Annotated in this window: 16 protein-coding genes; 11 read left to right on the forward strand and 5 right to left on the reverse strand. The window is 67.7% G+C overall.

The window, feature by feature from the left end; all coding sequences use genetic code 11:
• Positions 1-154: 154 nt before the first annotated feature.
• Together HFP15_RS11695 and HFP15_RS11700 are read right to left on the reverse strand one after the other, a co-directional pair.
• Positions 155-1378, reverse strand: a complete 1224-nt coding sequence (locus HFP15_RS11695; protein WP_168514591.1) for a type II toxin-antitoxin system HipA family toxin — start codon at positions 1376-1378, stop codon at positions 155-157.
• Entirely contained in the window at positions 1375-3060 is a 1686-nt protein-coding gene (locus tag HFP15_RS11700) for a DUF262 domain-containing protein (protein ID WP_168514593.1), read from the reverse strand. Before HFP15_RS11700 ends, HFP15_RS11695 begins: the two co-directional genes overlap by 4 nt.
• Positions 3061-3323: 263 nt before the next feature.
• On the opposite strand from HFP15_RS11700, the gene cutA reads away from it, so the two are divergent.
• Positions 3324-3644, forward strand: coding sequence for a divalent-cation tolerance protein CutA (gene cutA / locus HFP15_RS11705; RefSeq protein WP_168514595.1), 321 nt, complete (start codon positions 3324-3326; stop codon positions 3642-3644).
• On the opposite strand, the gene HFP15_RS11710 is transcribed toward cutA, so the two are convergent.
• Both HFP15_RS11710 and HFP15_RS11715 read right to left on the reverse strand, forming a co-directional pair.
• The gene (locus tag HFP15_RS11710) at positions 3600-4976 is read right to left on the reverse strand and encodes a helix-turn-helix domain-containing protein (RefSeq protein WP_168514598.1); all 1377 of its coding nucleotides are present in this window, start codon (positions 4974-4976) and stop codon (positions 3600-3602) included. The genes cutA and HFP15_RS11710 overlap by 45 nt on opposite strands.
• A 165-nt stretch (positions 4977-5141) precedes the next feature.
• Positions 5142-5492 carry a helix-turn-helix domain-containing protein gene (locus HFP15_RS11715; RefSeq protein ID WP_168514600.1) on the reverse strand — a complete coding sequence of 117 codons (351 nt, stop codon included), beginning with the start codon at positions 5490-5492 and terminating at the stop codon, positions 5142-5144.
• A gap of 214 nt (positions 5493-5706) precedes the next feature.
• Between HFP15_RS11715 and HFP15_RS11720 the strand changes: the two genes are divergently transcribed.
• Genes HFP15_RS11720 through mobF form a run of 6 tightly spaced genes read left to right on the forward strand, consistent with a single transcriptional unit; the run spans position 5707 to position 14759 of the window.
• Positions 5707-5952 carry a helix-turn-helix domain-containing protein gene (locus HFP15_RS11720; RefSeq protein ID WP_246271617.1) on the forward strand — a complete coding sequence of 82 codons (246 nt, stop codon included), beginning with the start codon at positions 5707-5709 and terminating at the stop codon, positions 5950-5952.
• Positions 5949-7940: a type IV secretory system conjugative DNA transfer family protein gene (locus HFP15_RS11725; protein WP_168514602.1), complete on the forward strand. Its 1992-nt coding sequence runs from the start codon at positions 5949-5951 to the stop codon at positions 7938-7940. Before HFP15_RS11720 ends, HFP15_RS11725 begins: the two co-directional genes overlap by 4 nt.
• Positions 7940-8545: a GGDEF domain-containing protein gene (locus HFP15_RS11730; protein WP_168514604.1), complete on the forward strand. Its 606-nt coding sequence runs from the start codon at positions 7940-7942 to the stop codon at positions 8543-8545. Before HFP15_RS11725 ends, HFP15_RS11730 begins: the two co-directional genes overlap by 1 nt.
• Entirely contained in the window at positions 8529-9347 is an 819-nt protein-coding gene (locus HFP15_RS11735) for a hypothetical protein (protein WP_210717127.1), read from the forward strand. The genes HFP15_RS11730 and HFP15_RS11735 overlap by 17 nt, the downstream gene beginning before the upstream one ends.
• Positions 9344-10141, forward strand: a complete 798-nt coding sequence (locus HFP15_RS11740) for a DUF2637 domain-containing protein (RefSeq protein WP_168514606.1) — start codon at positions 9344-9346, stop codon at positions 10139-10141. Before HFP15_RS11735 ends, HFP15_RS11740 begins: the two co-directional genes overlap by 4 nt.
• A complete protein-coding gene (gene mobF, locus HFP15_RS11745) occupies positions 10128-14759 on the forward strand; it encodes a MobF family relaxase (protein ID WP_312871549.1) in 4632 nt (1543 codons plus the stop codon). The genes HFP15_RS11740 and mobF overlap by 14 nt, the downstream gene beginning before the upstream one ends.
• 7 nt (positions 14760-14766) lie before the next feature.
• On the opposite strand, the gene HFP15_RS11750 is transcribed toward mobF, so the two are convergent.
• A complete protein-coding gene (locus HFP15_RS11750) occupies positions 14767-15183 on the reverse strand; it encodes a hypothetical protein (RefSeq protein WP_168514608.1) in 417 nt (138 codons plus the stop codon).
• A 374-nt stretch (positions 15184-15557) separates the two neighbouring features.
• Here HFP15_RS11750 and HFP15_RS11755 point away from each other — a divergent pair, with 374 nt between their 5' ends.
• The 4 genes from HFP15_RS11755 to HFP15_RS11770 are packed head-to-tail and all read left to right on the forward strand — an operon-like array spanning position 15558 to position 18639.
• The gene (locus tag HFP15_RS11755; protein WP_168514610.1) at positions 15558-15782 is read left to right on the forward strand and encodes a hypothetical protein; all 225 of its coding nucleotides are present in this window, start codon (positions 15558-15560) and stop codon (positions 15780-15782) included.
• On the forward strand, positions 15782-16213 hold the full coding sequence (locus HFP15_RS11760) for a hypothetical protein (RefSeq protein ID WP_168514612.1): 432 nt from the start codon (positions 15782-15784) through the stop codon (positions 16211-16213). Before HFP15_RS11755 ends, HFP15_RS11760 begins: the two co-directional genes overlap by 1 nt.
• A 3-nt stretch (positions 16214-16216) precedes the next feature.
• Positions 16217-17434, forward strand: a complete 1218-nt coding sequence (locus HFP15_RS11765) for a DNA cytosine methyltransferase (RefSeq protein ID WP_168514614.1) — start codon at positions 16217-16219, stop codon at positions 17432-17434.
• Positions 17435-17475: 41 nt separating this feature from the next.
• A complete protein-coding gene (locus HFP15_RS11770; protein WP_312871550.1) occupies positions 17476-18639 on the forward strand; it encodes a tyrosine-type recombinase/integrase in 1164 nt (387 codons plus the stop codon).
• Positions 18640-18905 lie beyond the last annotated feature (266 nt).

Raw genomic sequence — 18905 nt, forward strand, 5'->3', positions numbered from 1 at the left:
TTCAACCAGCTCAAACACTGGCGCGGCATCGCCACCCGCTTCGACAAACTCGCCACCGTTTACCGCGCGGCCGTCGTACTCCACGCCGTGATCACCTGGACCAACACATTGTCAGACATGACCTAGCCCGAGGGGTTGTCGGGGCGGTGTGGGGTCAAGCACCGAGTTGCTTGCGTGCGTGAACGCAGCGAGTGTCGATCCAGTCGGCAACGAACTGCGGGAAGGTCGCTCGTGAGCCGCTGTCCCACGCGGTTGTGAAACGTTCGATCGTTTGATCGACAATGTCGAGCACGTCCGCTGAGGTGACGCCAAGGCGCTGCTGCAATTTCTGGAACGCACCGCGTCCGATGCGCTCTGCCACTTTTGTACCGCCGAATTTCAAACCAAAGTCATCGGGCGTATTTTCAGGGAAGTAGGGGCCGGTCGATACTAGGTCGTAGGCAGGCGAGAGCGTGGGAACCCGCCCATCCGCATAGATTAGCGACCAGTTCTTCAGGTGCGCGTCACCGTTTCCCACTAGAAGGTTGAAGGTAAGACGGCGAACGAATTCCTGCAATGCGGTCCGGTCCCGGTTTCGATAGACGAGCGCTGCGACCGTTTCGAAGCTGCCCGAATACTTATCGTCGGCGTAGAAGCCGCGGACCTGAGCGAAATCCTCGATGTGAATGCGCTGCCCACCCGGACCGCGGTCGAAGCGGGCCACTGCGTAAGCCTGTGTCTCGGAACCGGGCCACACGATGCGGTCGAGCGGCGGCAGTTCATCGCGGTGCACCAAGTTGACTTCTGGAATAGTGATTCCGACGCGTCCGGCAAGGCTCATGGTCGCGAACTCGTTGGCCGGAACATCCCTGTAGTGCGGATCGGGGAACTTGACGATCCAGTCACCGACAGCATCTCCTGCCGGAATAGTAAGGCGCTCGCCTTTTTTGAGTAGCGAGAACTTTAGTCCAACTCCCGCCAGAGAGAACTTGAGTTGACCCGCCTTTGGCGAAGTCGTCGAAGTGTCGGGAATGACCTCACCTAGCAGCTCAGGCTGGACGGGATCGCCTTCGTCGGCAGGGATTACCTGCACGGCTCCCGGTAGGTCACGTCCGATCCGAAGCAGCAGTTGTAGTTCCCGATCGGCTGAGACGCCTTGATCGCGTGCGATCCACTGCCGTAGCGCCCCTTCTGGTAACAGATTGGAGAACCATGCGGGAAGTCGGAGGGCCGCCTGTGGCGACCGCCGCGGATCGTCTTCGAACCACAGTCCCAGTACTTCTCGAGTCGGATCGTCCCAGTAGTATTCGACAAATAGGAAGCGCGCGACGTCGCCACGTTGCAGAATCGTGCCGATTCTACGCCCGTTTAGCCAAACGGCATGTGCAGCTTCGATCATTGGGCGTCCGAAGAAAACTCTGAAGGTAACTCAACCGTATCATTCTGATCGTCGTCATCATCGAAGTCGAGGTCGACTAGTGGTGGTGTGACTTCAAAACCTGCTCCTGTTCTGTCATCGAGGAAAGCACGTAGGTAGTTCGCTAGGCTTTCGGTGCGCCGAGCAAGAAATTTCTCGTGATCGCCTATCTCGAGTAGAGCGAGCATTTCTTCGTCAAGCAGCAAGCTATCAAGTGGGTCGCTGGGGAGGGCGCCGACGAACCGATCTCGATCAATCACTGCGATTACTCGGTTTGCGGCGCTAGACGCCCGACCCTTCAGTAACCGCCGTGGAAAGATCTCCAAGGCGACGGCGGCTGGTGAGGCCTCGCCAATGAGGTATGACGCGAGGTCATTGTGATTGAGTGGTATACCGGTCTCGGGGTTAACCGGATTTCTTGCCCATAGCGCTGCGAGGACGACCTTGCCTGAAGAACGGTTGGTACGAAACGAATCCAGTGGTGGAATTGGAACGGGTTCAGACGGGTTCGTAGCGGCTAGTAATCTTTGCACCGAGCCGCTTTCATCGCCGGGCTCGACGAGCGCGGCAAGAGCGCGAATGTTCCCGGTCGAGCCTGTGTAGCCGAGAATGGACGCCGCAGCTGTCGATCGCCAAAACCAGCGACTGAGTAACTCCAGATTGCGAGGAGCTGGATCTTCTGACAGCGCGAAGAAGCGAGTCAGGACAAGGAGATGAAACCGAAACGGAACAAATGTAATATGTGGAATTCCGGCTCGGTCCTGCAGAAACCTGACGACTTTTTCCAGTGCGACTTCCGTTCGTTGATAAGCATCAGATTGTGTTTCTGCTGCAAACGGAGTGTAAGACGATCGGTCCGTGCTGAATTCGTTGTGAGCGTCGCGAGTGATATCGGGATGGCGCCTCACTAGAATGGCCTGATAGACGATCTCGTCGTCCAGCCGACCGAAATCCGTTGCTTGGTCGAGTCGGTCTCCGATCGAACCAACTGACACCGGTTGGTCCGCCTCTCCGACTGCGCTGTGGATCGCGTCGAAGATTTCGGAGCCGCGGAGCCGTCTGCCTGCTGAGTTGATTCGGTCAAACACTTCGCGAAGCACGCGTTCGTCGGCCTGCGCGATCACCGACGCAGAGATCTGTACGTCCCGCAAAAGCCCCGTCACCCTTTGGATTTCACCTGCGTGCGCCGCAGCGTCGGGGTTCTCCTGGAGCCAGGCGAAAGCGCGACTAAGGTCGAACAAGTCTGGGAGCGGAATTCCGAGCGAGGTCTTCAGGTCTCTCGAGGAGACGAAGCGATGGTGCTCTAGGGAGTAGAAGACCCGGAAGCGTTCGTCTGCGCCGCTTGCTTCTGGATCGACAGCGTTAACCAGGCTAGTGATGCGCTGTTGACCGTCGACCACCCAAAGCGCGTCATGGACTTCGTGGGCGTTGACCTTGATAGCGCCGATCTGCAACTCCGCGGCGGGAGCGGCGCGCCGCCAAAGAAGAAGGCTGCCGAAAGGGTATCCGCGAAGGATACTGTCGAAGAGCGCGAGCACGTCACCGGCTGTCCAGCGGAATGAGCGTTGGAACTGAGGGACGCGGATCTTCCCTGAACCGACGAGCGTGACGAGGTCCTGGATTCGATAGGTCTCGTTTCGCGATGTGGTTGGCTGCTCAGACATCATTCCTCCTGGTCGCGCACACGAAGAGTGGTGTCGTCGGATGAGATGGCCGCGCTATCACGCATCACAGTGTGTCACGGGTCTTGCCGCGCGGTGACTCCTGTGGGTTGGGTCCGGGACTTACTTGACGGGGTTCCGTGAGCGGCGGCGGCAGTGCAAGCCGTAAACCAACCCGCAGGAAGGTTGTTGGGGTGACAGTGGGTACAGGCCATCACACTCGCCAAGCAAAGTCGACTCGTCGGTGCGTTTGTATCGTGGGCGTCATGGTCAATGTGTGGCAGGTACAGGTGGCGGCGCCGTCGCATGCGGCGGCTTTGAAGCTGGCACAGGGCGCCGTCGAGGCCAAGCTGGCGGCCGGCGGTCAGGTCGCCGGGCCGTTGACGAGCGTGTTCTGGCATCAGGGCGAGTTCGGCACGGGCGAGGAGTGGCAGGTCATCCTCAAGACCACCGCCAGCACCTACCCCGAGCTTGAGCGCTTCCTGGTCGAGAACCACGAGTGGACCAACCCGGAGATCACTGCACTCCCGTTCGCCGCGGGGCTAGCTCCGTACCTGGAGTGGGTTGAGCGGACGACGGGCAAGTAGGTCCGACACGCCCGACTCGGACTCGTACGGCGCGAAGCGGTCGAGGACCAGGCCGAGGCGCTCGGTCGGACGGGACGAAGCGACGTCTGCCGACAGGTCGAGCGCCTTGCCGGTCACCTGGACGGCCCGCTCGATCTCGCCAGCGTCGATGTAGGCCTCGGCGAGCCACGAGAGGTACAGCGCCTTGTCGCGGGAGTGGGTGTCGTCGTACTGCGCCATCGCGGTTTCGAGCGCGGGCACGGCACGCAGCGGGCGGCGTAGCACCGTCCAGCAGCGGCCCGCCATGATCTGCAGCTCGACCGCGTTGTGCGCCCACGCCGCCCAGGCGGGGGCGGGAGTGCCGCCGACGGGCTTCGTCAAGGCTTCTTCGGCCAGGCCAAGGACCTCGCCCGTGCGTTCTGCATCGCCGGCCATTGCGTAGGTCCAGGCGGCCCGCTGGTAGAACAGGGACTCCACGGCCGGAATCTCGGTCCGTGCGGCGACCTCGCACGAGCCGTCGCTGGCCTTTGTGCCGTCGAGGCCACCCGAAACGGCTTGGTATGCGCGGTACGCGAGCGCGTTGCCCGCGAGGTCGGCGGCACCTGCCTGCTTGGCCGCGTTGTAGCTGGTCTCGTACAGCTGGCTCGCCTTGGGCTGCCAGCCCGCGTCGAACGCCGCCCAGCCGGCCTGCTGCGCCTGCTCGGCGAAAAGGGTCAGCAGCTCACGCTGGATCTCCATCGGGAAGCTGTTCGACTTCAAGATGCCCGCGGTTCGCTGCAACTCCCCGGCATAGAACCGGTACGTCTCGGCGCCGCCGAGGTGGTCATCGAGACTGCGCAGACGAGCGAACTTCGCCCGCAGCTCGGCGAGCGTGCTTGAGCCGATCCGGGTGCCGCTCACAGGCGACGGCATCCCCGAACGATTGCCCGTCAAAGCCGTGGCCGCCAGGCCGGCGCCCAGCTTCACGAAATCCCTGCGCAGCACCGAAGTGTCTCCGTTCTCCGACGAGGTGAGTTCGGTCGTGGCTACGACTGACGCACCGCCGTTCGAGCGCGCGGTTTCCCATGGTCGCGGAGCGAGGTTGAACAGCGCCCCGGGGATGTGGAGCCCGTCGGCGACGCGCTCGAACACCTCGACGCGTTGCGCCCGAATCCTGCCGTTCACGTAGTCCTGCACCCGCGAAACCGTCATCTCACAGCGGCGGGCGAGGTGCGACGACGAGAAGCCGACGCCTCCCCACTGCTTCGCCAACCGGAGAACCGCGCCGAGGTCGCGCTGCGCGCAGGCTTCGACGAACTCGGGTCGCGTCAGGACCTGAGCCGACAAGTGATCCGCAGGCCGGTGTCGTGCCACCCGTCAATCCTCCCCTTGATGACGGCCAAATCCGGCAAGTTACTACGCAGTTTACCCACGCTGGGTACTCGCGGCAGCCTTATTCGATCATCGCTCCACGAGGTTTTCTGGCCCCATGAGCAACGCCAGACAACCTCGCTACCAGCGAGAATCCCGCAGACAAAGTCATTCGCCGCGTTTCGCCAGGCGGCTTGCGATCTCGTTCAGCCGGGTCGCGATGGACGACAGCTCGTCGGTGATGGTGCCCAGTTCGGCGTCGCTGATTTGGGCGCCGTCCGCGGCCGCGCCGCCTCGCGTCGCGATCGTCGAGAGGTGGTCGGTCGGCCAGCCGAGTGCTTCCGACAGCGCAGACAGCGTTCGGGGGCTGCGCCGACGCGGGTGCAGATTGATGCGGAGTTCGCGCACGGTCTCGGCAGCCACGCCGGCGCGCGCTGCCAGCTCGGACTGCGTCATGTCCAGCTCGGTCAGCCGCGCCTGGATCGCAGCAGCGACGGCGTCCCAGTCCTTCTGTGCCACGAAGCCTCCTTGTGGTCTATCTGCACGTCGAAGGCTAGCGGCCTCGGCTGAACCAACAACAGGACGGATATTGGGCATTGACTGGACCCAATATCGCTCTAATATCAGAGACAACGGTTGTCGCACGCTTCGCGGCAATCGCCTGGAGATCAAAAACGCCCCGGCCAGTGCTGGCACACCGACCGGGGCTCACATCGAAACCTTGGGAGAAACGATGCAGGTCGAGAGTACCCGTTTGTACCGAGTCCGCGCGGTCGCCGAGGCCCTGGACGTCTCGCTGGCCACGATCTACCGAGCCGTCGAATCGGGAGCCCTGCGCGCCGTACGGCTGGGCGTCGGTAAGGGCACGATCCGGATTTCCGGCCAGGCGGTGCTGGACTACCAAGCTGCGTGCGAGCGAGCGGCGGCCACGCGAGCAACCCAGGACCAGGGCGTCGAATTCGCCGGTGGTGCGGCATGAGCAGGGGAGACGTCGTCATTCGCCGTACCCGTGCGCAGACTTGCTTCAAGGCCGCGCTGGTCGGCGCCGCCGTTGGTGCGGTCGGACTGTTGATGCGTCGCGCACCGGAAGGGTCGTTCTCGGGGCTGTACTGGCCATGGCTGGTCGTGATCGGTGTCGTGATCGTGGTGCTCGCGCTGGTCGCAGCGATCCGGGACCGGGTCCTGTTGCGGGCGGGCATTGCAAGTGCAGCCGCGCTGGCGCTGGGTATCTGGTTCGGCTCGTCCCAGGTACCGGATGCCACGCCGGGCAAAGGCAACTGGGTTTACATCGTCGTCGGCGGGAGCCTCGCTGTCGCGCTGACCGTGTTTCTGTACTGGCAGAAGCGGGGCGGCTCAGCGGCGCTGGTGAACCGGTGGTCGCGGCGTGGCCGCCGCAATGAAGGTGTCGCGTCGATGTGGGCGATCTGGCGCACGTCGTCAGCCACCGCCGCGCGAAAGCGGGCAGCCGTACTGCGCCCGTCGTTGCGGGAGATGCCGCGGTGGCGGCGTGGATCAGTCTCGCTACGTGAATTCGCGACGCCGATCGCGCGTGTGGGATTGCAGCGGATCTGGTCGCCGATCGAGGACGTGACGCTCCGAATCGGGGGTCCGCGGTCGGGTAAGACCGGTGAACTGGCTTGCCGGATCGCGGACGCACCCGGAGCGGTTATCGCCACCAGCACCCGCACGGACCTGATCGACCTGACCAGGGACGTACGGAGCCAGCGGGGTCCGTTGTACGTGTTCAACCCGAGCGGGCTGGCGGGCCTGGAATCGTCGATCACGTTCGACCCGCTTGCCGGGTGCGAGCAGCCGCCGACCGCTACTTCACGAGCGAGCGACCTGCTGGCCGGCGTGTCTGCTCCCGGTCGCGACGGCGGGGACCGGGAGTACTGGACGGGGCAAGCCCGGCGGGTGCTTGCGGCACTGCTGCACGCGGCCGCGCTGGGAGAGCGGGCGATGCGCGACGTAATGGCGTGGGTTGCCGACCCGGACCAGGGCGCGACGGAGGTCACCCGCCTGCTGCGCCGCTCGCCCGAGCCCGCCTACGTGGAAGACGCCGCGCAGTTCCTGACCACGAACGACCGCACCCGGTCTTCGATCTGCGCCACGATCATGCCCGCGCTGGGGTGGCTGACCGACTCGACCGCGGCCGCCGCCGCAACCGGCGGCACGTTCGATGTCGAGAAGCTGCTGGCCGAGCGGGGCACGGTGTACATGCTCGGCGCCGAGGAAACCCAGGTCACGCCGCTCGTCACCGCGCTGACCGGGCACATCGCCCGCGAGGCCCGGCGTCTGGCGGCGCACCAGCCGGGCGGGCGGCTGGACCCGCCGCTGACGCTCGCGTTGGACGAGGCCGCGCTCATCTGCCCAATTCCGCTGGACAACTGGACCGCCGACATGGGTGGCCGCAACGTCACCATTCACATCGCTGCGCAGTCGCGCGCGCAGTTGCGGCAGCGGTGGGGCGACACCGGCGCGGCCGCGATCCTCAACAATGCCGCAACCCTGCTGATCTTCGGCGGCACGCGGGACCCGGAAGACCTCAACGCGTATTCGACGCTGACGGGGGAGCGGGACGAGAAGGTCGAGACGTTCGACGCCCACGGCGACACCACCACGCACACCATGCGCCGCGTGCCGGTGCTCTCGCCGGGGCAGATCGCGCAGCTGCCCTTCGGGCACGTTGTGATCATCCGTCGTGGGATGGCCCCAGCTGTGGGCAAGGTCCAGATGGCATGGAACCGCCGCGACATCAAGGCCGCCAAGCGCCACGCCCGCTGGGCCGAGTGGTGGGAGCGGTTCGACGAGACGCGCGAACGCGCGTACGGGCGGATCGCGGACTGGCTCGCGGCCGCTGACGCGAAGCTCTCGCCCACCCTGGACCGCTTCACCGACCGCACCGACACGGTGGATAGCCGCAGCGAATCGGTGGGCGTCGACGATCCCGAGCGGGGGCGGTGGTGATGAGCACCCTGTTCGTACTGACCGCCGTCGCGGCGATCGCCGCCGTGCCCGGCTGGGCGCTGTCCACCGTGCGGGCCGTCCAGCTGCGCCGGCGGTTGCTGACCGACCCGTTGACAGGACTGTCCAATCGCGACGCGCTGGCCCGCGTCTTCAACCGGGCAGGTGGTGAGGTGGGGTTGCTGCTGCTGGACGTCGACCGGTTCAAGCAGATCAACGACACCTACGGCCACCGCATCGGCGACATGCTGCTGATGGCTCTTGCCGACCGGTTGCGGCGCGTCACCCGCGAGGGAGAGGTGGCGATCCGGCTGCACGGCGACGAGTTCGCGGTGTGGTTGGGAAAAACCACGGCCGCGCACGCGGCGCGACGGGCCGAGGACATCGCGAACGCGATCGCGCGGCCGCTGGTCATCTCCGGTCAGGATTCGGTCGTCACTGCCAGCGTCGGGCACGCCACCGGCACCACCACGCTCACTGTTCTGCTGCACGAGGCCGACCAGGCGATGTACGCGGTCAAGCGCTCGCGGGCGGCAGTGACGAGGGTGCCGGTGGCGCCGCGACTTCGGTTGCGAGACAAGGGGGTGCGGCATGAGCAGTCTGCGTGAGTGTGTCCTGTGTGGACGTCGCGGCGTGCGGGACTTCGAGGCGTTGGACGGCTTGACATGGCGCTGCCTCAACCGGGGCACCTGCGAACGTCGGCAGCGCGACGCCGCCCAGGACCGGCCCGTCGAGCCGGCAGCCGTCGACGAGGCGCCGAAGGGCAAGTACGCCACTGCCGGGGCGGTCGCCGGGGTAGCTCGTGAGCTGGACGCGCTGCGCCGCGCGGTGCGCCAGCTCGGCGGGCTGTCGATGCAGGTCGAGGACCTTGCCCGTGTTGTCGGGGAGCTGGCCGAGCAGGCAAGCACTCAGGCGGCGGGCTGTGGCTCCCAGCCAGTGGTGGCGCCGTCGTGGTTGGACCTGCCCGGCAATGTCGAGGCCGCCGCTGGGCTGCTGCAGGACCTCACCGGCTGGCTGGGCGACGTGTACCTGCGCTACCCGGATGCCGCCCGCGGCCTGCCGGACTGCTGGTTATGGCACCCGGAGGTGGTCGAGGAGCTGCTGTGGCTCATGTACGCCTGGCACGCCGCCTACCGCGACGAGCGCGCAACCGTGGCGTTGGCCGGGGACTGGCACGACCGGTGCCGGTCTGGTGTGGTGCGCCGAGTCCAGGAGCTGACCAAGCACTGCTCGCTGGAGAACCACCAGCCCGGCGACGGCGCGCGCCCGGTCGTGCCGCTCGCCGAGGCCCTCGCCCCGATGGCGGACTGGTGGTCGACCCGGCGCGCCGACAGCCCGCCCGAACCGACGGCCGCGCAGCTGCGCGAGGCCGCAGCACGCGACCGGCAGTTCCGGGGTGGTCGGCGATGAGCCGCGAGGACACGGAGACCCGTTCCGGAGTCACCTTGTGGGCGTTGTGGGTGCCGGGACTCCTCGTCGCCATCGGCGCCGGTGTCGCCACCGCGCACGGTCTGTACGAGGTCGCAGTGGGCGCGGCCGTACCGCAAGCGATTGCGTGGTTGTACCCGCTGATCACCGACGGGCTCGCGCTCGTGGCTTACGCCTCCACGGCCAGGCTCGCCGACGGGGGCCGCGCCTACGCATGGGCGGTCGTCGTGCTTGCCGCCGGGCTGTCCGGGCTTGCCCAGGCGAGCTACCTCGCCGGGGGAGTCGGAGCCGCCCCGGCCGCGCTGCGGTTCGGCATCGGGGCGTGGCCGGCCATCGCCGCCGCGATCGTGGCGCACCTGCTGTTCCTGCTCGGTCACGACGCTGCCGTGTCCACCGAGTCGGACGAAGAGCCGTCCACCGACACCGACGAGCCCGCCCGTACATCGTCCATCGTGCCCGCCGTACAAACGGACGCCGCGCCGTCCGTACAACCGCCAGTCCAAGGCCCTGTACAACCCGGGCCCGTCCGTCCAACCGGCAAGCCCAAGCCCGCGCAGCGTCCAGCGATCGAGTCGGGCGAGTCGCCGCGTGAACGAGCCCGCGCCGCTGCGCGCCGCCACGCACGGCAGCACGGCCAGCTCCCCACCGTCTCCCAACTCGTCGAGATGACCGACGTCGCCCGAGGCACCGCAGGCAACGCCCTCAAGGAACTCCGCGACCAGCGCAACCAACTGCACATCGTCAACGAGACCACCTCAGCAGGTGCAGACCAATGACAACCCAGCTCCACATCGCCAAGCAGCCCACCAACACGAAATCCAGTCACCACATGACACAGATCAGTCACCCTCAGATCAACTCCAACAAGATCAAGATAGAAGCACACCGAGGCATCACGATCCGACGGTCAGAACGGCGCGTGCCTACGGCCGCGCCGCGCCCGGTTGCCACCGGCCTCGAGTTGATCTTGGTTGGCGGGTGGTCGGCGTGCTGACCGTCGCGACGGGCTACTCGGTGCGGTACCTGACGGACGAGGTGGCGCAGGGCCGCGAGAACTACTACACGGGGGCAGTCGCCGAGGGCGAGCCGCCCGGCCGCTGGTACGGCGCGGGCGCCGAAGCGGTCGGCTTGACCGGGCTCGTCGACGAGCAGGACATGACCGCGGTGTACGAGCGATTCATCGACCCGCGCGACCCGGCGTTCACCGACCCGTCCAAGTGGGCCGAGGCGTCCACCCTTGGACACACCGGCCGCAAGTACCAATCCGAGGAGGAGTTGTACAAGCTGGCGTTGGACGCCGAGCCGGACGCGAGCCCGGAGCGGCGTGAACAGCTGAAGCTGGACGCGGGCAAGCGTGCCCGCAACAACGTGGCGTTTCTGGACGCTACGTTCAGCGTGCAGAAGTCGATCACGGTGCTTCATACCGCGTTCGAGGCGCAGCAGGTTGCCGCCGAACGCGTCGCCACCGCCGCCGAGACCAACGGTGACACCCGTGAAGCGGGGCGGGCGCGCGAGGCTGCGGCCTCGTGGCGGACGCATCGGGACGCCGTCGAGGACGCCATCTGGGCGGGCAACCGCGCCGCCCTCGACTACCTGTCCGCCAAGGCCGGCTACTCCCGGATCGGGCACCACGGCGGCGCCGCTGGCCGCTACATCGACGCGCACGACTGGATCGTCGCATCGTTCTTCCAGCACGACTCGCGCAACCACGACCCACAGCTGCACATCCACAACGCGATCCTCAACCGCGTCCAGGGTTCTGACGGCGCATGGCGCACCCTCGACTCGCGCGCCATTCACAAGTTCCGAGGCGCCGCCGCGGCGGTGGCAGAGCGCACGATGGAGGAGCACCTTACTCGCACGCTCGGCGTGCAGTTCGCGACGCGTCCGGACGGCAAAGCCCGCGAAATCGTCGGCGTACCCGCCGAGGTGATGGACCTATTCAGCTCGCGCCGCCGCGCCATCACCCGGCACACTCGCGAACTCGTCGACGCGTTCGAGGAGCGGTTCGGGCGCGAACCGAACGCGCTGGAATTGGATCGGTTGCAGCGCCAGGCGACGTTCGCCACGCGCAAGGCCAAGTCCCACGACGGTGAGACCGTCGAGGAGCGCCTCGACAGGTGGGATCGCGACCTCCGCGCCGAGGTGGCCGGCGGGCTCGCGGAGGTCGCGCAGACCGTGCTCGACCACCGCGCCGACTGTCCAGGGGAGGAGTGGTCACCGCGAGCGGTCATCGAGACCGCGCTCGCAGCGGTCCAGGAGAAGAAGGCCGCCTGGACCGCGCCCGACCTGACCCGCGAGATCAGCGACGCCCTGCCGGATCACCTGGGCGCGCTCGACGGCTCGCAGCTGGCGCGGCTGCTCGACGGTCTGACTGCCGAGGCGCTGCAGCTCGCCGTCCCGCTGGACACCGACCGCCCAGCCGACGCCGAGGTGCCCGAGGCCCTCCGGTTGGCCGACGGCCGATCCGCCTACGCCGCACCGGCCGGACGCCGATACGCGACGCCATCGCACGTCCGCAGTGAGCGCGCTCTCCGCGCCGCGACAGGGCCACAGGACGCACCGGCGCTCACAGCGTCGGCGGTCGACTCGTTCGTCGGCTCGCTCGCGGAGTCGGGAATCGAACTCGGAGTGGACCAGGCCGCCGCCGTGCGCGGTGTACTGACGTCCGGGGCAGCCATTGAATCGCTCGTCGGCCCGGCGGGCACCGGCAAGTCGTTCGTCGTCGGAGCCTTGGCGAAGGCATGGCAGGACCCAGCCCTGTGGGACGGCCAAGCGCGCCGCGTGGTGGGGCTCGCGTCGAGCCAGATCGCGACCGAAGTCCTTGCCGGGGAAGGACTTGACGCCTCGAACATCGCTCGCTGGCTCGGCGCGCAACAGCGCATCGCAGAGGGACGAGCCGCCAGCGGGGATGAGCAGTGGCGCTTGCGTGCCGGTGACTTGATCGTCGTGGACGAGTCCGCGATGGCCAGCACCCCGGACCTCAGCGCCGTCCAGCAGCACGCCAGCGCCGCTGGCGCCAAGCTGCTACTGACCGGCGATCACCGGCAGCTCGCCGCGGTCGGTCCCGCAGGCGGCATGGAACTCGTCGCTGACACCGGCGCGAGCTACGAACTCGCCGAGGCTCGCCGCTTCAGCGCCGACTGGGAGCGCGCCACGTCGCTGCGGCTGCGCGCCGCAGACGAGTCCGTGCTCGGCGAGTACCACAAGCACGGCCAGCTGATCGACGGCGGAACTCTGGAACAGGCCGAGGACTCCGCCGCTCGCGCGTGGCTCGCCGACACGCTGCAGGGCCTGCATTCGCAACTGATCGTCGACACCAACGAGCAGGCCGCCCGCCTCTCCGCACAGCTCCGCGCCGACCTTGTGCGCCTCGGCAAGGTCGACGAACACGGCGTGCCGCTGGACCTGCAAGGCACCTACGCCGGAATCGGCGACATCGTCCAGGCCCGGCTCAACGGATGGAACCTCGCAGGCCACGAGGGCAACCGACGCGGCCCGATCAACCGCGAGAAATATCGCGTGCTTGCGACCCGCGAAGACGGTGGGCTTGTGGTGGCGCCGATCCTCGGCCGCGGCGCCGACGGGGACCAGCTCGGCGACCGGCTGACGCTGCCCGGCGAGTACGTGTCCCGCCACGTCGCGCTCGGCTACGCGTCGACCGTCCATTCCGCACAGGGCCTCACCGTGGACACCAGCCACCCGGTGATCACGCAGACCACGAGCCCGGAGGCGCTTTACGTCGGGATGACCCGAGGCCGTGCCGCCAACACCGCGCACGTCGCCACGCTGGCAGTGCCCGTCGACGCACCCACGGGCGCCGCGTTGGAATCCGTGTACCGGTCACCGGCCGCCGTGCTGGCCAGCACGATGGAGGCCGCGCAGCCCGAACGCTCAGCGCTGGCAACGGCCGTCGAATCGGCCGATGACATGGCAAGCGTGCGTACGCCCGCCGAGTTGCTCGCCGACGCAAGCGAGCTGGCCACGGCCGGCCGCACGGCGCAGTGGCTCGACGAACTGGTCGGGCAAGGCCACCTCGACGCGCACGAGCGGGCCCGCATCGCGGCCGAGGATGGCGGACCGACGCTTACCCGTCTACTACGCCGCGCCGAGCTGGCCGGGCACGACCCGCACCAGGTGCTCGACAATGCCGTGATCGATCGTCCACTCGTGGGCGCACGCCAGATCACGTACGTGCTCCATCACCGGATCACGTCCGCGGTTTCCCTTGACCCGCAGGGCGATTCGTACCTGGACTGGACTCCGACCGTGGACGATCCCGAATGGCAGCGCTATCTCGACAGGCTCGCCGACGCGGCCGACGCACGGCGCCACGAGCTTGGACGCCAGGCCCTCACCGATCGTCCACAGTGGGCAGTGGAAGCGCTGGGCGCGCCGCCCGAGGATGCTCAACTGCAAGCCGAGTGGGCGACCAAGGCCGCAATTGTTGCTGCACACCGGGAACTGACCGGGCACGACGATCCAGCCACGGCCCTGGGAGCGGCGCCGAAGCCCGGCCAGGTCGAGGCCTACGCGTCCTGGCGCGCAGCCTGGAAGGCGCTCGGCTACCCCGAAGCCGACCGGGACGAACTTGAGATGAGCGACGGCCAGCTGCACATGCGGATTCGCGCCTACGAGCGCGAGGAAACCTGGGCGCCAAGGTTCGTCGCCAACGAGCTGGCCGGCACCCGGCACGAGGCCGAGCAACAGCGCCAGACGGCGACGCTCCGCGCCGTCGAAGCGGCCGCGGCGACCGACGCCGAAACGCGGGCCCGGCTGGAACGCGAAGCGAACGACGCGCGCGAGTTGGCCAAGACGCTGGAGCAGCGCGCAGCCGAGCTGGAGACCGTCGACGAGGCGCGCGCCCAGTGGCTCACTCACACCGCCGAGACCCGCGCAGCCGCCGAACGTGCCCGCGCCGAGCTGTCGGCCCGACGGGCTGACGACGAGCACGACGACGAGCCGGTGACCGCGAAAGAATGGCTCGCCGAACAGAAGGCGGCCGAGCGCGCCGAGGACCCGCACCGCGAGATCACGGCCGAGTACGAACTGGACGACACGTCGACGGACGCGCCCGAGCACGCCGCAGACGCAACCGACGAGTCACCCGCTGCCGAAACCGAGGTAACCGACGTTCGCGAAGTCGCGGAGTCGGAGCCGAAGCAGGTCGACGAGGATGTCGTCCGGACTGCGACGGCCGAGGAAACGGCCGAACACGTAGCCAACGCCCAGCGCGCTCTCGCCGAGATCCGCGCACGGGAGCAGGCGGAGCGTGAACGCGCCGCCGAGGAGGCGCGCGCCGAGCAGTTGGCGCGGTGGCACACCCAAGACGTCGCCCGCGAGCAGGCCGACGACCGCGGTGCCGCCCTGGAAATGGCGGTGCCGGGTGAATAGCGCGAGATCAGCCCGTCGCGGTCGCCGCGATGATCAGAGGCGGGCCGCCGGCGCGGCGCCATGCCCAGTGCAGCGTCGCAATGACGCCCGCGAGCCAGCCCGGACGGTCGGCCAGCCACGCCGGGACCGGACGCTGCAAGTCGAGCTTCTCGGCCGCGAGGCACTCGGCCTCGATCAGCTCCTCGTACGCGAGCTTGGACCGCTCGGTGACGGGCGCGCGGGCGACATATGCCGGGCCGCTTGCCTGACGAACGGTCGCACGAGCGAGCCAACGGCAGGTCATGACCACGCCGGCGCCGTACCAGTCCGAGGGATGTGCGTCGGCGTACTGCTCAGCCGCGAGCCACATCTGGGCGAACTCGACCACCGGCACCCGCACATTGGTGCGCGGGATTCGGTCGAAGTCCGGCCCGGTGAGCTGCACATCTTCGAGGGTGACACGCCCTACCGACAGTTTCCAGCTCGCGGCCGCAGTTCGGTGGCAGCGCTCAAGGCCGCGCGGGCCAAGGATCCATGTAGAGCCGCCTTTGGCGGCGCTGGTTTGTCTACCGCGACAAACGTAGCCACTCGCCTGGAGAGCGGCGGCCCGAGTCCGGTTACCACGGCCCCACCTCACGGTCAAGGACAAGCCGGCTTCGCCGGTCGCGCAAGCGCGATCCCTGACCGCGAGCCTCCGGGGCCGTGGTCGCCCTCGCCCGCGGGCAGGCCCCCAAAAAGCACGGGGGCAGCCCGCAGGCCCAAAGGGGCCGCGGACCAAAAGACGACAACACCCGCGAGAGTCCGAAGTGGAGAGTCCCGATGACCGGCAAGGACAAGAAGAGCAAGGACGAACTGGCCGCCGCGCGCTGTGGCATGACCATCGAGCAGTGGCAGCGGATCAAGGCGCAAACGTGCGCGGCGCGGGCGCGCGGTAAGCGCCCGGCCGGTACCGCGGGCGCTGAGACGAAGCTGGCCGGCTGGGGCGACGTCGACGGCCAGGAAGCGCTGTTCACCGACGAGCAGCCGCGGGGCGGTGAGCGGTAATGGGCACCATCTACTGCGGCCCGCTCGCCGAGCAGGCCGACACCTACTCCCACGAGGGCTACGCCGCGCGGATCCTGCCCAACGGCGCGGAAACCGGCACCTGGAACTACGCGACCCGCGAGTTCACCGGATACCGCGCGCATTGCGACTGCGGTTGGCGCGGCACCACCACCTACCCGCCCACCGACCGCGGGGAAGAGCTGGCGGACGGGGAGTGGGACCGCGACCACCTCCGGCCGCTGATCGACGCCGAAGCCCAGCGGCACACCGTGACCGCCGCCCGGTTGCTCGCCTTGACACGCAGCTTGCGGGCCTCGCTGCCCACCACTGTCGACGAGCAGGGCAGGCAGGTGCTGACCGAGCGCGGCCGCGGTGCCCTTGACGTGGTGCAGAGCTTGGAGCAGCTGCTCGACGAGCTGCCGGGGGAGTGAACAATGTTCACGTTGTATGACGAGTTCGCCGGGTTCGGCGGCAGCTCCCAGGGTGCGGCTGCTGTGCCGGGGGTGGAGCTGATGCTGGCGGCCAACCACAACCCGCTGGCGGTCGAGGTGCACGGGATGAACTTCCCCGACGCCGACCACTACTGCGGCGACATCGCCAAGGCCGACATCGCCAGCTTTCCGCGCGCGGACCTGTTCTGGGCCTCCCCGTCGTGTCCACCGTGGACCGACGCCCGCGGCGTACGCCGGGACTTCGACCGCTCCACGCAGGGCGTGTTGTTCGACCCCGCCCGGGGTGCGGTGGCGACGGATCCGAAGGTGGCGCGGGCGCGGGCGTTGATGGAGGAGATCCCGCGCTATCTGCAGGCGATGCACCGCAAGGGCCGCCCGGTGTTGGCCGGGGTGGTGGAGAACGTGGTGCAGGTCCGCAAGTGGGACGAGTTCGGACGGCGGCGGCGCGAGATCGAATCCCACGGCTACCGCGCCCGCCTGGTCGCACTCAATTCCATGCACGTCACCGGGCCGGCGACCGGACGCGTGGCACAGTCGAGGGACCGGTTTTACATGCCATTCTGGCTGGCCGAGCTGGGCCGCGACCCGGATTGGGACAAGTGGCTGCGCCCCAAGGCGTACTGCGGCCACTGCGAGCAGGTGGTGGACGCGCTGCAGGTGTTCAAAAAGACCGGTGTCGACATGGGCAAGTACGGGCCGACGACCGGGCAGTACGTCTACCGCTGCCCGAACCGAACCTGCCGCCACCAGCTGGTCGAGCCCGAGGTGCTGCCGGCCTCCACGGTGGCGGACTGGAGCCTGCCGCCCGGGCAGAGGATCGGGGAACGCGTCGACGCGCAGGGCCGGCCGGACCCGCTGGCCGAGGCGACCCTGGCGCGCATCGAGGCCGGACTCGTTCGCACCCTGACCACCGCCGGCCACCAGTCCCTCGTCGGCTGGCCGACCGGACGGGCCGTGGTCGAGCGATGCACATTCGGCATGCTCGCCACCCACGAAATCGCCGCCGGAATGGGCTTCGCCTCCGACTACCAGGTCAAAGGCTCCAAACGCGATCAGGTCCGCGGCTACGGCAACGCGGTCACCCCACCCGCCGCCGAAGTCTTGATGTCCGCACTCGTCGAAGCGGTCAGCGGCGAGGATCTCGCGCCTGCACCGATCGCCGCAACACTCAGCCAACCCAATGAGAGGACATCGGTCTAATGCCTCGCCGAACCTCAGACCGCGCACAGCCTCCGCTCGGCGTGAACGTTCGTGGTCACATCGAGGAGATGCCAGGGCGGCGTGCGCCGTTTCGGGCACGGGTGCACTGGTACGACCCGGAGACGGGCGAACGTCGACGGCTGTCGACGAGCCACGAGACGGAAGAGGCAGCCGCCAACTGGGTTACCAGGATGCAACAGGCGGCGGCTGGCGGCCTCGATCTGGCTGCGGCGACGATGACGCTGCGCGAGTACGGCGAGCTGAACATGCAGCTGGCGCTCCGCGGTCTGGAACTGAAGACGACTGATCCCTACCTCGGCGGATGGAAGCTGCGCGTGGTGCCCGCCCTCGGGCACGTGCCGGTGCGGATGATCACCTATGGGGCCGTCGACCGTGCGGTCGAGGGCTGGATAGCCGACGGGTGTAGCAGGTCGGTAGTCAAGAACAGCCTTGCCGTCCTCGTACGCGTCATGGAGCAAGCGGTGCGTGACGGCATTATCGACCGCAACCCAGCCCGCATTACTGGCTGGCAGCGTCAGTACCAGCAGGTTCAGGACGAACTCGATGACCCACGCGCCCTCGCGTTGCCGGACTGGAATGCGCTCGTGAAGCTCGCAGACGCCCTGGTTGCGCGGTCCGCCGGCCAAGAGCGCATCTGGCGCGAAGTGGTCATGTTCGCGGCATGCACTGGCGCTCGAATTGGCGAGGTGTCCGGTTGCCGCGTGGGCGACGTGGACACCAAGGAATGGACCTGGACCGTGCGGCGCCAGACGACGCCGGCCCCAGGGGGCCTGATAGATAAGGGGACAAAGGGCAAGCGCGCTCGCGTGGTCCCGCTGATCGTGGAGATTCGTGACCTGGTCGAGCGCCGGATCGCCGAGACCGACGGGACCCGCGACGCGAGGCTGTTCACCGGCCCCCGCGGTGGCCGCATCACGACCGCCGTCCTGCGTGACGCTACCTACTGGGACGAGGTAGTGACCAAGCTCGGCTACGACCACCTACGTCGGCACGACCTGCGCCATACCGCCCTGACCTGGCTCGCCGACGCCGGTGTGCCCGTCCATCACCTGCAGAAGATCGCGGGTCATGGCTCGATCACGACCACGCAACGCTACCTCCACCCAGACCGCCGGTCCGTGGCGACAGCGGGTGAGTTGCTGTCGAAACACTTGTCCGTCCCGCAGGGCCTACGCGCGGTGTAGCGCATGCCGTTGCTGAGCCTGCCGCTGTTGCGGCCTTAGGAACGTGCGGGGCCTGCCAACCTTCGCTTCGAGAATTGCAGTTGCAAACGCAGGCTGAAACTCGTTACGTAGGACATTGTAATTGTCGAATATGAATTCGGCTGTTGCGTCGGTGCTGCTCTTCTACAGGTCGGGCTCGCGTCGAGACGTAGGTCGACTCGTGACATCAGAGTGGGCGCGCCGTGCAGGTCCTATCAAGTCAGTCATTCACGCACCCCGGTCGCGGT

Origin of the sequence: Amycolatopsis acididurans (genome assembly GCF_012328925.1) — a bacterium.
Classification (GTDB): Bacteria; Actinomycetota; Actinomycetes; order Mycobacteriales; family Pseudonocardiaceae; genus Amycolatopsis_E; species Amycolatopsis_E acididurans.

Excerpts from the sequence above, each read along its gene's own strand:
- HFP15_RS11695 (WP_168514591.1), bottom strand. The coding sequence starts at position 1,378 with ATGATCGAAGCTGCACATGCCGTTTGGCTAAACGGGCGTAGAATCGGC.
- HFP15_RS11700 (WP_168514593.1), bottom strand. The coding sequence starts at position 3,060 with ATGTCTGAGCAGCCAACCACATCGCGAAACGAGACCTATCGAATCCAG.
- cutA (WP_168514595.1), top strand. The coding sequence starts at position 3,324 with ATGGTCAATGTGTGGCAGGTACAGGTGGCGGCGCCGTCGCATGCGGCG.
- HFP15_RS11720 (WP_246271617.1), top strand. The coding sequence starts at position 5,707 with ATGCAGGTCGAGAGTACCCGTTTGTACCGAGTCCGCGCGGTCGCCGAG.
- HFP15_RS11725 (WP_168514602.1), top strand. The coding sequence starts at position 5,949 with ATGAGCAGGGGAGACGTCGTCATTCGCCGTACCCGTGCGCAGACTTGC.
- HFP15_RS11730 (WP_168514604.1), top strand. The coding sequence starts at position 7,940 with ATGAGCACCCTGTTCGTACTGACCGCCGTCGCGGCGATCGCCGCCGTG.
- HFP15_RS11735 (WP_210717127.1), top strand. The coding sequence starts at position 8,529 with ATGAGCAGTCTGCGTGAGTGTGTCCTGTGTGGACGTCGCGGCGTGCGG.
- HFP15_RS11740 (WP_168514606.1), top strand. The coding sequence starts at position 9,344 with ATGAGCCGCGAGGACACGGAGACCCGTTCCGGAGTCACCTTGTGGGCG.
- HFP15_RS11755 (WP_168514610.1), top strand. The coding sequence starts at position 15,558 with ATGACCGGCAAGGACAAGAAGAGCAAGGACGAACTGGCCGCCGCGCGC.
- HFP15_RS11760 (WP_168514612.1), top strand. The coding sequence starts at position 15,782 with ATGGGCACCATCTACTGCGGCCCGCTCGCCGAGCAGGCCGACACCTAC.
- HFP15_RS11765 (WP_168514614.1), top strand. The coding sequence starts at position 16,217 with ATGTTCACGTTGTATGACGAGTTCGCCGGGTTCGGCGGCAGCTCCCAG.